The following is a 12,363-nucleotide window of genomic DNA, read 5'->3' as shown; positions in this document are numbered from 1 at the left end:
ACGGGGTCGGATCAACGATCCGAACGTAGGGATGACAGGTCGAACGACAGCGGGTCGTCCGGGTCGAACCCGTCGTCCTCGGCTGGTTCGGCCTTCGTGGGACCGTTGGCCATCCGTTCGTCCCGTCTGCGCTGGAACTCCTCCGCGCTGATGCCGCCCGCCTGCGGGTTTCGCGCGGGGGCGGAGCGCCCGGAGATCAACTCGATGGCGTAGGTCATGTTGTCGCCCAGAATGGGCCCGAGCTTGTTGTATCCCGCCTGCGTCGCCTGGTCCATCGCGGCCCGCGCGACCATCACGATGAGCCTGCCGAGCTGGTCGGCGCCCCAGCGCACGGCGTCCTGGCGGAGCCACAGCTCCAGCAGCTTGCCGCGCCCGTCGACGGTGACGCGGACGCTCTGGTGGTTGTCGTACGCGGTGCCCCGCACGCCCGCGAGGACGGTGTCGATGTTCGCCATCGCCTCTTGGCGCGCGCGCCCGTCCTCGATCAGCTGCTTGGTGCTGCGCCGGATCGGTTCCCGCCCGGTCATCGGACCCGCCGCCGCTGCTGGTGCCCGAGCGGGGTGTCGAAGGCTTCGTCGTCGTCCTCGTCGTCGGGCTCGTAGCCCAGCGACCTCAGGTGCTTCTCGCCGTCGGGCCCCAGCACCGGCGCGAGTGCGGCGTGCATGTTCGCGCCCGCCCGCCGGGTCGCCCGCTCGGCCAGGGCCATGATCTGCGCGGCCAGGGCGTCCGACCCGCTCGACAGCGCGGCGGGCGTCAGCTTGACCTCGGACAGCAGCCCGCCCGGCCGGACCTCCACGGTGATCGCGCCGTCGCCGCTGGCGGCCTGCCCGGTGACCGGGCCGATCCGCTGGGCGCGCTGCTCGGTCTGCTCGACGCGGCGGACCACCGTGTCGAGTTCATGATCGATATCGATCTCCACTGCGCCAGTCTGCCTGACTGTCAGCCGGTAGGCCGGTAGAAACCGACGAACGGCATACCGGAGTTCGTGGTCCGCAGCGGGCCGACCTGAACCGGGTCGCCCGCTTCGACGATCTGGCCGTTGCCGATGTACATCGCGACGTGGCCTTCCCAGCAGATCAGGTCGCCGGGGAGCAGCTGGTCGGCCGACGGCACCTCGGCGCCGATGTCCTGCTCACGTGAGGTGCGGGGGATCTCCAGGCCGCCCTCGCCGTAGGCGTACTGGGTCAGCCCGCTGCAGTCGAGGCCGGAGCCCGGCGACGTGCCGCCCCAGACGTAGGGGACGCCGAGCTGGCTCAGCGCGGCCCGCACGGCCTTCGCGGCGGTCTCGTTGGGGGCCATGACCGAGCTGCCGTCGGGCAGGTTGACCTGGACGCCCGTGCCCGGCTGCGGCGGGATGGCCATGGGCAGCCTGCGCTTGGTCGCGACACCGCCGCCTCCGCCTCCGCCGCCGTCTCCTCCACCGCCGCCTCCGCCTCCGCCACCACCGCCGCCTTGGCGGTCGTTGTAGGCGGTCGGCGTCTCCGCGCTCGACGCGCTCGTCGAGCCCGCGCCGCCGGTCAGCTTGGTGACGACGCCGGTCAGCTGGGTCATCACGGTGTCGAGGTTCGTCGACGTGTCACCGGTCAGCTGGGCGGCGTAGCGGGCGAGCTCGGTGAGCTTCTGCTGCGCGCCCGCCGGGTCGCCCGCCTGGCGCAGCGCCGCCGCGGCCTGCAGCAGCTCGGCGGCCTTGCGGTTGAAGTCGTCGATCTGGTCCTGGTTGAGCTTCTGGCCGACCTTGAGGATGTCGCTGGCCTCACGGACCGCGGTCTGCACCTCGGCGCTGTAGGAGCTCAGCTCGGCGCCGGTGCTGGCCTGGGCGGCGGCGTCGGACTCGTGGCGCAGGCTCGCCTGGCCGGTCCAGCCCTGCCGCAGCGACGACGCCTGTCGCGAGGCGTCGTAGCCGACGGTGTCGAGGGAGCCGCTCAGGGTCGCGTGGGCGCCGCCGATCTGGTCGATCGCGGCGTCGTTGGTGGCCAGGTGGCGCTGGGCGGTCGCGGCGGGCTGGATCATCGGCTCCAGCAGGTCGCGCACGGGGGCGGTCATGCGATGTCACCCGCCGCGCGGCGCAGCCTGGCCGCGGCGTCGTCCTCGGTGCCCTGCAGGTTGGTCCACGTGTTGCGGACGGCCTCGGCCGTGCCGCCCATGCTGTCGGCCAGCCCGTTCACGCGCTTGAGCTGGCGCTGGGTGGCGTCGCGGATGGCCTGGCTGAGCCCGACCTCGCCGCCGATGATGGAGAACGCGTCGTCGCCGAACTCCCCATGCGGCGTGAGGCCGCCCGCGACGCTCCTGAGCTGCTCGGCGAGCGGGTTCACCCCCGCCGTGTAACTCGCGAACGCGTCTTCTTCGCCGCGGTAGCCGCCGACGTCCGACTCGGTCATGTCGCCCCCTTGTATCGACAGTGGGACGCACGTCCCGCCCAGTTCGCTCCATCGATCCCGAATCAGGTTATGACAACGCGCTGACTGGCATGTGTGATTGCGCGCAAGTTGTCCACAGAGCACCCTGAACGGGGGACATTCGCAGGTAGAACCGGTATTCTTTAACAAGGAAGCGGCACCCGAACGGACTGGAGGCCAGTGTGGCCGACGTGCACGACGTCGCAGCCGCGATCCTGGCGGAGACCGGTCCGGACTCCCCGATGCGCCTGCAGAAGCTGCTCTACTACGTGCAGGGCTGGCATCTCGCGATGACCGGCGAGCCGGTGTTCCCCGACCGCATCGAGGCCTGGCGGGCCGGTCCGGTGGTTCCTGAGGTGTACCGACACCACGAGGGCAAGCGCGCGGTCGCCGCGTGGGACGAGGGCGACCCGAAGCGGCTCGGCAACAGCTACCGGGAGACGGTGCGCTGGGTGGTCGAGCGCTACGCCGGGTTCGACCGCCACCAGCTCAGCGCCATGACCCACGACGAGGAACCCTGGCGCGCGGCCCGGCACGGTCTCGCCGACGACGAGCCCAGCACCGAGCCGCTGTCGCGGAAGGTGATGGCCGAGTACTTCGGCAGACTCATCTGTGACTCGGAGACAGCCATCACCCAGGCCGTGGCCAACGCCCGCCTGGAAGGGCTCGACGTCTCCGCCGACGCCATCGCCGACGCCCGCGCGGTCGACCGCGGCGAGCTCACCACCGACGAGGCCGTGCGCAGGCGGATTCGGCAGTTCACCAAGCAGTGACCCAAGACGACCCGTACACCGATCCAGCGACCGGTGTCCTGCTCAACCTGCTCGACATCGCCGACCGACCGACCCTGATCGCCGTGGAACGCGACCTCGCCTTCCTACGTGACCAGAGCATGCGCAGGCAGCCGCCGCCCGGCGGTTTCGACTTCGCCCACCTGTGCGACTACCACCGCCACCTCTTCGGTGACATCTACGCGTGGGCGGGCACGCCGCGGCACGTCGACATCGCCCGTGACGAGTCCCCCTTCGCCCACTGGCGCTACATCGAGCAGTCCATGACCGGGTTGCTCACCGCGCTCCGCGAGGAACACCTCCTCGCGGGGCTCGACCGCACCGAGTTCCTCGAACGGTTCACGTACTACTTCGTCGAGGTCAACGTCATCCACCCGTTCCGTGAGGGCAACGGCCGGACCCAGCGGGCCTTCTTCCGGCACCTGGCCGCCCACATCGGCTGGGACATGGACATCTCGCGGGTCACGGGCGAGCGCTACATCGAGGGTTGCAAGGCAGGCATGGTCGGCGACCTAGGCCCGCTCACCGACTTGTTCGACACCGTCCTGCACTGGTTCTAGACGCCCATCGGGTGCCACACGGTCTTGGTCTCCAGGACCGCGCGCAGCCTGCGGATGTCGGGCTGCTTCGCCCAGTCCTCCTCGGTCGCGCGCAGCACCCGCTTGACCGTCCCCGACGCCGACGCCTCAAGCTCGGCGCGCAGTTCGTCGGGGGCGCCGGTCAGGTCCAGGGCGTTGACGTCGGCGTGCGAGGCGAGCCAGGGGGCCAACTCGGCGGTGTGGCCGGTCAGCAGGTTCACCACGCCACCCGGCACGTCCGAGGTCGCGAGGACCTCCGAGAGCGTGATCGCGGACAATGGACGGTCCTGACTCGTCACCACGACCGCCGTGCACCCGGTCGCGATCACGGGGGCGATCACGCTGATCAGGCCCAGCAGCGACGACTTCTGCGGAGCGAGCACGCCGACCACGCCGGTCGGCTCCGGCACCGAGAACGAGAAATACGGCCCGGCGACCGGGTTCGACGCGCCCAGGACCGTGGCGATCTTGTCCGTCCAGCCCGCGTACCAGACCCAGCGGTCGATAGCGGCGTCCACAATGGACGCAGCCTTCTTCGCCTGGATGCCTTCGCTCGAAGCGACCTCGGCGATGAACTGCTCGCGCCTGCCCTCCAGCAGCTCGGCCACGCGGTAGAGAACCTGGCCGCGGTTGTACGCGGTCGCGCCCGACCACTTGCCGAAAGCCTTGCGGGCAGCCACAACCGCCTCACGAACGTCCTTTCGGGACGCCTGCGCCGCGTTGGCCAGGAACTTGCCGCGCGAGTCCGTCACCGGGTAAGTGCGTCCCGACTCCGAGCGTGGGAAAGCACCGCCCAGGTAGAGCTTGTACGTCTTGGCAACGCTGAGTCGCTCAGACATCTAGGTACGCCTCCAGACCCGTGCGGCCACCCTCGCGGCCGAAGCCCGACTCCTGGTACCCGCCGAACGGCGCGGTCGGGTCGAAGCGGTTGAACGTGTTGGCCCACACCACACCGGCGCGCAGCTGGTTGGCCGCCCACAGGATCCGGGAGCCCTTCTCGGTCCAGATTCCGGCCGACAGCCCGTAGGGCGTGTTGTTCGCCTTGGCGATGGCCTCATCCGGTGTGCGGAAGGTCAGGACCGACAGGACCGGCCCGAAGATCTCCTCGCGGGCGATCCGCATGGCCTGGCTGACCCCGGCGAACACCGTGGGGGCGAAGAAGAAACCCTTCTCCGGCAGCGGGCACGCCGACGTCCAGCGCACCGCGCCCTCGGCCTCACCGGTCGCCACCAGGTCCTGGATCTTGGTGAGCTGGTCGCGCGAGTTGATCGCGCCGACGTCGGTGTTCTTGTCCAGCGGGTCGCCGATGCGCAGCGTGGAGACGCGCTTGTGCAGCTTCTCCAGCAGCTCCTCGGCGATCGACTCCTGCACGAGCAGCCGGGAGCCCGCGCAGCAGACGTGGCCCTGGTTGAAGAAGATCCCGTTGACGATCCCCTCGACTGCCTGGTCGAGCGGCGCGTCGTCGAAGACGATGTTGGCGGCCTTGCCGCCGAGTTCGAGGGTGAGCTTCTTTCTCGTGCCCGCCAACGACTTCTGGATGATCTTGCCGACCTCGGTCGAGCCGGTGAAGGCGATCTTGTTGACACCCGGGTGGTTCACCAGCTCCGCGCCGACGTCGCCCGCGCCGGGCAGGATGTTGACCACGCCCGGCGGCAGCTCGGCCTGCTGGATGATCTCGGCGAGCACCAGCGCGGTCAGCGGGGTTGTTTCTGCCGGTTTGAGCACCACGGTGTTTCCGCAGGCCAGAGCCGGTGCGATCTTCCACGCGGCCATCAGCAGCGGGAAGTTCCACGGGATGACCTGGCCCGCGACACCCAGCGGGCGCGGGTTCGGGCCGTAGCCCGCGTAGTCCAGTTTGTCGGCCCAGCCCGCGTGGTAGAAGAAGTGCGCGGCCGCGGTGGGCACGTCGACATCGCGGGATTCGCGGATCGGCTTGCCATTGTCGAGGCTCTCCAACACGGCCAGCTCACGCGAGCGCTCGGCCATCATCCGCGCGATGCGGAAGATGTACTTGGCGCGCTCGGCGCCCGACATCGGCCCCCACACCTTGTCCTGCGCCCGCTTCGCGACCTTCACCGCACGGTCCACATCGGACGCGCTCGCGGTGCTGACCTCGGCGAGGACTTCCTCCGTCGCCGGGTTGATCGTCTTGAGCGGCTCGCCGGAGCCCTCGACGAACTCGCCGTCGAGGAACATCCGGTAGCTCGGCTTGAGGTTCGCGATGGCCCGCGACTCCGGCGCGGGCGCGTAGTCCCAGGTCATCTCAGTCCACCGTCACATAGTCGGGGCCGCTGTAGAAGCCGTCGAGCTGCGTCCGGCGCTGCATGAGCAGGTCGTTGAGCAGGCTGGAGGCGCCGAAGCGGAACAGGTGCGGGTCGAGCCACTGCGGCCCGGCTACCTCCTGGACCGCCACGAGGTAGCGGATGGCGTCCTTGGTCGTGCGGATGCCGCCCGCGGGTTTGACCCCGCGCAGCTCGCCGGTCACGGCGTGCCAGTCGTGCACGGCCTGCAGCATCACGTGGGTGACCGGCAGGGTGGCCGCGGGGGAGACCTTGCCGGTGGAGGTCTTGATGAAGTCGCCGCCCGCGAGCAGCGCCAGCCAGGACGCGCGGCGCACGTTGTCGTAGGTGGCGAGTTCGCCGGTCTCCAGGATGACCTTGAGGTGGGCGTCCCCGCAGGCGCGCTTGATGGTCTGGATCTCGTCGAAGACCTGCCCGTACCTGCCGGACAGGAACGCGCCCCGGTCGATCACCATGTCGATCTCGGTCGCACCCGCCTCGACGGCGTATTCGGTGTCGGCGATCTTGATCCGCAGACTCGACCGCCCGGAGGGGAATGCGGTGGCCACGCTGGCGACCCCGACCCCAGTCCCCGCAACCTCGGCGACGGCCGTCTCGACCATGTCCGGATACACGCACACGGCCGCGACGTGCGGCACCTCCGGCCGCTCCGGCTCCGGTCTGCGCGCCTTCGCGCACAGCGTCCGCACCTTGCCCGCCGTGTCCGCCCCTTCCAGGGTGGTCAGGTCGACCATGGAGATCGCCATGTCGATGGCCCACATCTTGCTGGCCTTCTTGATACTGCGTGTCGCCAACCCGGCAGCGCGCTGCTCGACGCCCACCTGGTCCACCCCGGGCAACCCGTGCAGGAACCTGCGCAACGAGGTCTCGTCGCGGGTGGCGTCGGCGAACTCGGGGGGTGACCCGGACGTCGTCGTCGTGGATGCGGCCATACCCGCGAGTCTAGGCCGCGTCCCGGCCGGACCGCCGTCTCCGTCCGGGTGCCGTCGGCGGCGGGCGAAATCAGGGGTACGTGATCTTGACCGGCGTTAATGTGGCCGCATGAGTGAGCACTTGGCGGCCGTGCCGTTCGGCGAGACCGGCACCCTGCCCCCGTTCGCCGATTGGGCGACCTTCCCGTTCACCGGCGACCTGCGGGTCAAGCCGTTCGAGACCCCGGTGCTCCCCGAACCCCCGCGTGCCGGTGCCGGCGGCGTCGACTGCGAGGCGTGCGACAAGCCGGACGAGGATTTCCTCTGGAGCGACGACCACTGGCGAGTCGGCTCCACCCGCGAACCGAGCGGCTTGCCCGCGGTGCTGTTCCTGTTCCCGCGCGAGCACTACGACCTGGTCGACCTGCCACCCGCCCTGGCCGCGTCCTACGGCCCGATGATCCAGCGGGTCGAGCGCGCCTACCTGTCGTTGGGCGGGATCGGCCGCGTCCACCAGAACAAGTGGGGCGACGGCGCGGAGCACCTGCACCTGTGGTTCTTCGGCCGCCCCGCGGGCATGCTCCAGTTCCGCGGATCCTTCCTCACGATGTGGGACGACGTCCTACCGCCCATCCCCACCGACCAGTGGCGCGACAACCTCCATCGCATCGCCGCTTCACTCGCTGAGGGCGGAGGCACGGCATATGCCTGAGAGTGCGTTGGGCTTCCCGCAGCGCTGGTATCAATCCCAGTGCGACGAGGAATGGGAACACGAGCTCGGCGTCAAGATCGACACACTCGACAATCCGCTGACGCTCGAAGACGTGCTTGCCGGGTCCCGCGAATTCATCGTGCGCGAATGATCACCCGCGAATTCTCGATGCACGAGGATGCGGGCGGCATCATCAGGCTGTGCCGGGTGTTGGCCACGATTCCGGTCAATACCTGGCAGTGGTCGATGCTGGATTACGACGGCGTGGGGCGGCTGCCGGACGGACAGCCGTACGAGCAGTTCGTGAGCTCGGTTCGCGACGGTGGCTACAAATTCGATTGGCCAACTCTGACCGCGTTCGCCGTGGATCTGGAGCAGACCATTGATTGCTTGGTCGTAGCGGTTCACACCTGGGATGGCGTCGCACCAGACCGGGTTATGGCCGATGACTACGAGCAGTGTCTAGTGGCCGTGGAAGCGTTCGACAGTTCGACGTGGACTGTCTCCATCAATGATCAAGCACTGCCCGCAGTGGTCGTGCGGGGGATCTGCGTGGGCATTGATGATCTGGTGGTGGACGGGCCGCCGTGATGGGCCACCACCGGTGGCTCCGAAACGTGCGCGTTTCTCAGCTCTCGATCTCGTTGTGTCCGTGCCTGCCCTTGCGCCGCCGCGGTGGCTTGACGTCCACGCCGCCCCACATCGCGAAGCCGGTGATGCGGACGACCGGCGAGCCGGGAGGGCCCTGGGTGCGGACCGAGTTGGCGAAGCCGCCCATGAAGCCGATGCCGTCGACCACCACCGTGATGCCCTCCGGCACCCGGATCTCGACCCCGCCCATCAGGGCGTACGCCTGGATCATCGTCTCCGCCGCCTCGAAAGTGGCCTGGGTCAGGTCGATTTCGACCCCGCCCATGATCGCGATGGCGTTGAACGACGGCGGGACCACCCAGGGGCCCTTGCGTTCCGAGCCCGACATGATCGCGATGGCGTTGGACGACGTGCCGCGACCGCCGATGCGGTTCGGCGCGGGCGTGGCGAGGGGCTGTTGCAGCCGGGGGACCACCTGGTGACCCGGCAGGTCGCGGACCACCGGGATCAGGTCTCCGTAGGTTTTCGCCGCGTAGACCTGGTCCAAGCGCTCCTCGAGTTCCCCCACGGTGAGCCTGCCCTCGGACATGGCTTCGTGCAGGATTTTCGAGAAGCGCTCCCGGTCGTCGTTGGACGCGCGCATCTCGTGCGGACCTGGGATTCCTGGCTGCTCGCTCACGCCCGGCAGCGTAGCGCGATCGGGTGACACCATGACCGCAAGTCGAGACGATCCGATCCGGCTACCGTGAACCCATGCCAGAAAGTGAACCGTCGTTCCGCGCCGAGCAGATCAATCCGGCCGACCTCGACCGCCTGGTCGAGGTCCTCGACCTCCAGGCCGCCCTGCCCGGCATCCAGCGACTGCGCCAGTGGGCCATGCTCGCCCTCGACCTCCACCCCGGCGAGAAGGCGCTCGACATCGGCGCCGGGACGGGGGAGGACGTGCAGGCCTTCGCCGCGGCCGTCGGGTCCGCGGGCGATGCTGTCGGGGTCGAGCCGAACGCCGGAATGCGTTGCGTCGCCGAGAAGCGCGCAGGCGAGAAAGCCTCATCCGCCCGGTTCGTCGACGGCGACGCATACCAGCTTCCCTTTGGGGACAACACTTTCGACGCTGTCCGCTGTGAGCGGGTCTTCCAGCACCTCGCCGAGCCCGAGCGCGCGGCCGTCGAGATCGCGCGGGTGCTGCGGCCGGGCGGACGCGCGGTGGTGATCGACTCCGACTGGGCCACCGCGATCCTGCACCCCGGCGACCCGGCCGTCCTGGGCGCCCTCACCGAGGCAATGCTCACCACCACGCCCAACCCCTACAGCGGGCGCAGGCTCGCCGGGCAGCTCACGGCGGCCGGGTTGAAGGTGACCGACATCGGCTCGCAGGCCCTGATCCAAGACCACACCGCCGCTGACGGCTCGCTGGTGCGCATGCTGGCCGCCACCGGCGTCGGCCGCGGCGCGATCACCCAGGAGCAGGCCGACAAGTTCCTCGCCGACCTGGCCGCGGGCGCTCGGTCGGGCGACTTCCACATGTCAGTGACGATGTTCGCTGTCCTGGCCCACAAGGGCTAGGTCCTGACCGCGCCGCTCCAGTTTGTGCCAGGGCAGCCGCACCCCGGAGACCGCCGTGGCCAGCGACTGGATCACCACCAGGTACATCAGCTGCCGGTACACGAACTGCTGCAGCGGCAGCGCCCACAGCGGTCCCAGCCGCTCACCGTCGAGCCGGAACGCGATGACCGCCGGGATCGCCTGCATCAGCAGGAAACCGAGCCACGTCAGCAGCGTCGTCGTGGCGTCGCCGGTGAGCAGGCCGAACACGGCGGCGACGTCCACGATCGGCGCGAGCACCGGCAGTAGCACCTGGAACATCAGCAGGTACGGCAGCCCACGCCTGCCGAGCTTGCCCGACTGGCCCGGCTCGATGACCGCGCGCCGGTGCTTCCACACGGCCTGCAAAGTGCCGTAGCACCAACGGTAGCGCTGCTTCCACAGCTGCCCGAGCGTCGCCGGGGCCTCGGTCCACGCGACCGCGCCCTCCGCGTAGATCACCCGCCACCCGTCGCGCTCCAGGGCCATGGTGAGGTCGGTGTCCTCGGCGAGCGTGTCCTCGCCGACGCCGCCCACCTCGAGCACCGCCGACCGTCGGAACGCGCCGATCGCGCCCGGCACGGTCGGCATGCACTGCAGCACGTCGTACATGCGGCGGTCGAGGTTGAAGCCGATGACGTACTCGATGTGCTGCCAGCGGCCGAGGACGCCGCCGCGGTTGCCGACCTTCGCGTTGCCCGACACGGCGCCGATCGTGGGGTCGGCGAAGTGCGCGGCCAGCGTGCCGACCGCTTCCGCTTCCAGCACGGTGTCGCCGTCGACCATGACGATCAGTTCGGTCCGGGCGGCGGCGATGCCGGTGTTGAGCGCCGCCGCCTTGCCCGCGTTGGCCTGCCGGATCAGCCGGACCCTGGGCAGTTGCAGGTCGCGGACGATGCGCCCGGTGCCGTCGGTGGAGCCGTCGTCGATCACGATGATCTCCAGCGGATGCCGCGATTCCAGGATCGACCGCAGGGTCGCCTCGATGCCCTTCGCCTCGTTGTACGCGGGCACCAGCACCGTGACCGGGTAGCGGACCGGACGCAAACGTTTTCCCCGGACCCGGCGCACGTGCACCCCGGTCGTCAGCAGCACCAGCAGCGTGCGCAGCGCGGCAACGGCGGTCGCCGCGATCAGCACCACCTCCAGCGATCCCGCGACGAACTCCGCGAGCTGCACGATGCCCACCAGCAGCAGCCCGCCCAGTCGGGCCAGCATCCCCGGCAAGGCTCCGGAGTCCTGCAACCCGGTTGTCGTCGACACCGACCCGATGGTCCAGCCGCGCGCGTGCAGGTCCGGGATGAGCCGGTCCAGCGCGGCCACCGTCTCGGACCGGTCGCCGCCCGCGTCGTGCATGAGCAGGATCGCGCCACGGTCGTCACGCGGCGTGGAGTTGGCGACGATCGCGTCGACACCGGGCTTGCGCCAGTCCTGCGAGTCCAGGTCGGAGAGCACCACGAGCCTGCCGTCGGCGCCGAGCCTGCGCGCGGCCTGCCAGGCCAGGTCGTCGAGTGATTCCGGCGTCGCGGCGTAGGGCGGTCGGACCAAGGCGGTGGTGCGGTTCGCGGTCCACGCCAGGGTCAGGTCCGTCGCCCGCAGCTCCATCCACGTGCGCGATTCGCCCGCTTCGCGCAGGTCCGTGTGCGTGGTGGTGTGGTGGCCGATCTCGTGGCCCCGCAGGATGATCTCCTCGACGAGGCCGGGGTGTTTCGCCGCGCTCGCGCCGGTGATGAAGAACGTCGCCCGGACGTTGTGCCGGGCGAGTGTCTCCAGGATCTTCGGGGTCCACTCGGGGTCCGGGCCGTCGTCGAAGGTCAGGGCGAGCATCTTGTCTTTCGGGCCCACCGTGACCGGCGTGTCCCCGCGCGGATCGATGACCGCGCCGCCGTCCCGCGCGGCGGCCGGGACGTTGTTCGCCGTGCCGTTCGGTGCGGCGCCTTCCGCTCCGATCCCGCCGTTCATGATCGCTTGTACCGTGAGCAAACCGGCCACCGCGACGAGCACGGCGACGAGCAGAACCCAGTGCGCACGCGGTTTGCGTGCCCGGAGATGCCGGGCCACTAGCGCGGCGGCTTGGTGGGGCGGGGAAGGTCGCTTGGCCTGCCGGGCGGTGTGTTGCCGGGCTTGGTCGTGGTGCCGGCGGCCGACGAGGTGGTCGTTGTCGCCGGGGCCTTCGAGGTCGTCGTCGTGGTGCTGGTGGGCGCCGCGGTGGTCTGGACGCGCGAGGTGCGGTCCGGGGCCTCGGTCGTGGTCACGACGGGCGCGGGCCGCGCGGGCGCCGAGGGCGGCGGCGGGATCGGCAGCGACGCGGTGGGTCCGAGCGGTGCGCCGAACAGCGCCGCGACCAGGAGACCACCCACGGCGACCAGTGCGGCGACGCTCACGACGGCGGTGGTTCGCACGTGTTTGCGCCGCTTCCCGGTCGGGTCGACGAACACCGGTGCTGCGGTGGGTAAGTCGGGCATCGGTCACTCCAGCTCGGTGGACCGCGTCACCCTATCGG

At 70.0% G+C, this 12,363-nt stretch carries 16 protein-coding genes; 6 read left to right on the top strand and 10 right to left on the bottom strand.

The features are described 5' to 3' along the window. Positions 1-11: 11 nt before the first annotated feature. Genes GPZ80_RS15065 through GPZ80_RS15050 form a run of 4 tightly spaced genes read right to left on the bottom strand, consistent with a single transcriptional unit; the run spans position 12 to position 2,378 of the window. On the bottom strand, positions 12-527 hold the full coding sequence (locus tag GPZ80_RS15065; RefSeq protein ID WP_187220967.1) for a YbaB/EbfC family nucleoid-associated protein: 516 nt from the start codon (positions 525-527) through the stop codon (positions 12-14). Beyond that, complete coding sequence (locus tag GPZ80_RS15060; RefSeq protein ID WP_187220966.1) at positions 524-919, bottom strand: YbaB/EbfC family nucleoid-associated protein; 396 nt, start codon at positions 917-919, stop codon at positions 524-526. The genes GPZ80_RS15065 and GPZ80_RS15060 overlap by 4 nt, the downstream gene beginning before the upstream one ends. 20 nt (positions 920-939) lie before the next feature. Next, positions 940-2,043, bottom strand: a complete 1,104-nt coding sequence (locus GPZ80_RS15055) for a C40 family peptidase (RefSeq protein ID WP_246477102.1) — start codon at positions 2,041-2,043, stop codon at positions 940-942. Beyond that, positions 2,040-2,378, bottom strand: coding sequence for a hypothetical protein (locus GPZ80_RS15050; protein ID WP_187220965.1), 339 nt, complete (start codon positions 2,376-2,378; stop codon positions 2,040-2,042). The genes GPZ80_RS15055 and GPZ80_RS15050 overlap by 4 nt, the downstream gene beginning before the upstream one ends. 200 nt (positions 2,379-2,578) lie before the next feature. Here GPZ80_RS15050 and GPZ80_RS15045 point away from each other — a divergent pair, with 200 nt between their 5' ends. Next, positions 2,579-3,169, top strand: a complete 591-nt coding sequence (locus GPZ80_RS15045; RefSeq protein ID WP_187220964.1) for a type II toxin-antitoxin system antitoxin SocA domain-containing protein — start codon at positions 2,579-2,581, stop codon at positions 3,167-3,169. Further along, positions 3,166-3,747, top strand: a complete 582-nt coding sequence (locus GPZ80_RS15040; RefSeq protein WP_187220963.1) for a Fic/DOC family protein — start codon at positions 3,166-3,168, stop codon at positions 3,745-3,747. The genes GPZ80_RS15045 and GPZ80_RS15040 overlap by 4 nt, the downstream gene beginning before the upstream one ends. On the opposite strand, the gene GPZ80_RS15035 is transcribed toward GPZ80_RS15040, so the two are convergent. The 3 genes from GPZ80_RS15035 to deoC are packed head-to-tail and all read right to left on the bottom strand — an operon-like array spanning position 3,744 to position 6,997. Next, positions 3,744-4,604 (bottom strand): aldehyde dehydrogenase family protein, encoded by an 861-nt coding sequence (locus GPZ80_RS15035; RefSeq protein WP_187220962.1) that lies wholly within the window; start codon positions 4,602-4,604, stop codon positions 3,744-3,746. The genes GPZ80_RS15040 and GPZ80_RS15035 overlap by 4 nt on opposite strands. Next, the gene (locus GPZ80_RS15030; protein ID WP_187220961.1) at positions 4,597-6,027 is read right to left on the bottom strand and encodes an aldehyde dehydrogenase family protein; all 1,431 of its coding nucleotides are present in this window, start codon (positions 6,025-6,027) and stop codon (positions 4,597-4,599) included. Before GPZ80_RS15030 ends, GPZ80_RS15035 begins: the two co-directional genes overlap by 8 nt. Before the next feature lies 1 nt (position 6,028). Next, positions 6,029-6,997 (bottom strand): deoxyribose-phosphate aldolase, encoded by a 969-nt coding sequence (gene deoC, locus GPZ80_RS15025; RefSeq protein ID WP_187220960.1) that lies wholly within the window; start codon positions 6,995-6,997, stop codon positions 6,029-6,031. A 109-nt stretch (positions 6,998-7,106) separates the two neighbouring features. Here deoC and GPZ80_RS15020 point away from each other — a divergent pair, with 109 nt between their 5' ends. Genes GPZ80_RS15020 through GPZ80_RS15010 form a run of 3 tightly spaced genes read left to right on the top strand, consistent with a single transcriptional unit; the run spans position 7,107 to position 8,279 of the window. Next, positions 7,107-7,688: an HIT family protein gene (locus GPZ80_RS15020; protein WP_187220959.1), complete on the top strand. Its 582-nt coding sequence runs from the start codon at positions 7,107-7,109 to the stop codon at positions 7,686-7,688. Then, complete coding sequence (locus GPZ80_RS15015; RefSeq protein WP_187220958.1) at positions 7,681-7,839, top strand: Imm53 family immunity protein; 159 nt, start codon at positions 7,681-7,683, stop codon at positions 7,837-7,839. The genes GPZ80_RS15020 and GPZ80_RS15015 overlap by 8 nt, the downstream gene beginning before the upstream one ends. Further along, positions 7,836-8,279: a hypothetical protein gene (locus GPZ80_RS15010; RefSeq protein WP_187220957.1), complete on the top strand. Its 444-nt coding sequence runs from the start codon at positions 7,836-7,838 to the stop codon at positions 8,277-8,279. The genes GPZ80_RS15015 and GPZ80_RS15010 overlap by 4 nt, the downstream gene beginning before the upstream one ends. Positions 8,280-8,316: 37 nt before the next feature. On the opposite strand, the gene GPZ80_RS15005 is transcribed toward GPZ80_RS15010, so the two are convergent. After that, a complete protein-coding gene (locus tag GPZ80_RS15005; protein ID WP_187220956.1) occupies positions 8,317-8,958 on the bottom strand; it encodes a DUF1707 SHOCT-like domain-containing protein in 642 nt (213 codons plus the stop codon). A 74-nt stretch (positions 8,959-9,032) separates the two neighbouring features. On the opposite strand from GPZ80_RS15005, the gene GPZ80_RS15000 reads away from it, so the two are divergent. Beyond that, positions 9,033-9,842, top strand: coding sequence for a methyltransferase domain-containing protein (locus GPZ80_RS15000; protein ID WP_187220955.1), 810 nt, complete (start codon positions 9,033-9,035; stop codon positions 9,840-9,842). Here GPZ80_RS15000 and GPZ80_RS14995 read toward each other — a convergent pair. Continuing rightward, entirely contained in the window at positions 9,804-11,921 is a 2,118-nt protein-coding gene (locus GPZ80_RS14995) for a bifunctional polysaccharide deacetylase/glycosyltransferase family 2 protein (protein WP_312880336.1), read from the bottom strand. The two genes, GPZ80_RS15000 and GPZ80_RS14995, sit on opposite strands and share 39 nt — an antisense overlap. Next, positions 11,921-12,325 (bottom strand): hypothetical protein, encoded by a 405-nt coding sequence (locus GPZ80_RS14990; RefSeq protein ID WP_187220954.1) that lies wholly within the window; start codon positions 12,323-12,325, stop codon positions 11,921-11,923. The genes GPZ80_RS14995 and GPZ80_RS14990 overlap by 1 nt, the downstream gene beginning before the upstream one ends. Positions 12,326-12,363: the final 38 nt, after the last annotated feature.

Origin of the sequence: Actinokineospora xionganensis, assembly GCF_014323725.1 — a bacterium.
GTDB lineage: Bacteria > Actinomycetota > Actinomycetes > Mycobacteriales > Pseudonocardiaceae > Actinokineospora > Actinokineospora xionganensis.
The sequence above is the reverse complement of the archived record's forward strand: the minus strand, read 5'-3'. Positions and strand labels throughout refer to the sequence as shown.

What these genes read in the sequence shown, in the direction of transcription:
- GPZ80_RS15065 (WP_187220967.1), bottom strand. Translation starts at nt 527, where the DNA reads ATGACCGGGCGGGAACCGATCCGGCGCAGCACCAAGCAGCTGATCGAG.
- GPZ80_RS15055 (WP_246477102.1), bottom strand. Translation starts at nt 2,043, where the DNA reads ATGACCGCCCCCGTGCGCGACCTGCTGGAGCCGATGATCCAGCCCGCC.
- GPZ80_RS15050 (WP_187220965.1), bottom strand. Translation starts at nt 2,378, where the DNA reads ATGACCGAGTCGGACGTCGGCGGCTACCGCGGCGAAGAAGACGCGTTC.
- GPZ80_RS15035 (WP_187220962.1), bottom strand. Translation starts at nt 4,604, where the DNA reads ATGTCTGAGCGACTCAGCGTTGCCAAGACGTACAAGCTCTACCTGGGC.
- GPZ80_RS15030 (WP_187220961.1), bottom strand. Translation starts at nt 6,027, where the DNA reads ATGACCTGGGACTACGCGCCCGCGCCGGAGTCGCGGGCCATCGCGAAC.
- deoC (WP_187220960.1), bottom strand. Translation starts at nt 6,997, where the DNA reads ATGGCCGCATCCACGACGACGACGTCCGGGTCACCCCCCGAGTTCGCC.
- GPZ80_RS15020 (WP_187220959.1), top strand. Translation starts at nt 7,107, where the DNA reads ATGAGTGAGCACTTGGCGGCCGTGCCGTTCGGCGAGACCGGCACCCTG.
- GPZ80_RS15015 (WP_187220958.1), top strand. Translation starts at nt 7,681, where the DNA reads ATGCCTGAGAGTGCGTTGGGCTTCCCGCAGCGCTGGTATCAATCCCAG.
- GPZ80_RS15010 (WP_187220957.1), top strand. Translation starts at nt 7,836, where the DNA reads ATGATCACCCGCGAATTCTCGATGCACGAGGATGCGGGCGGCATCATC.
- GPZ80_RS15000 (WP_187220955.1), top strand. Translation starts at nt 9,033, where the DNA reads ATGCCAGAAAGTGAACCGTCGTTCCGCGCCGAGCAGATCAATCCGGCC.
- GPZ80_RS14990 (WP_187220954.1), bottom strand. Translation starts at nt 12,325, where the DNA reads ATGCCCGACTTACCCACCGCAGCACCGGTGTTCGTCGACCCGACCGGG.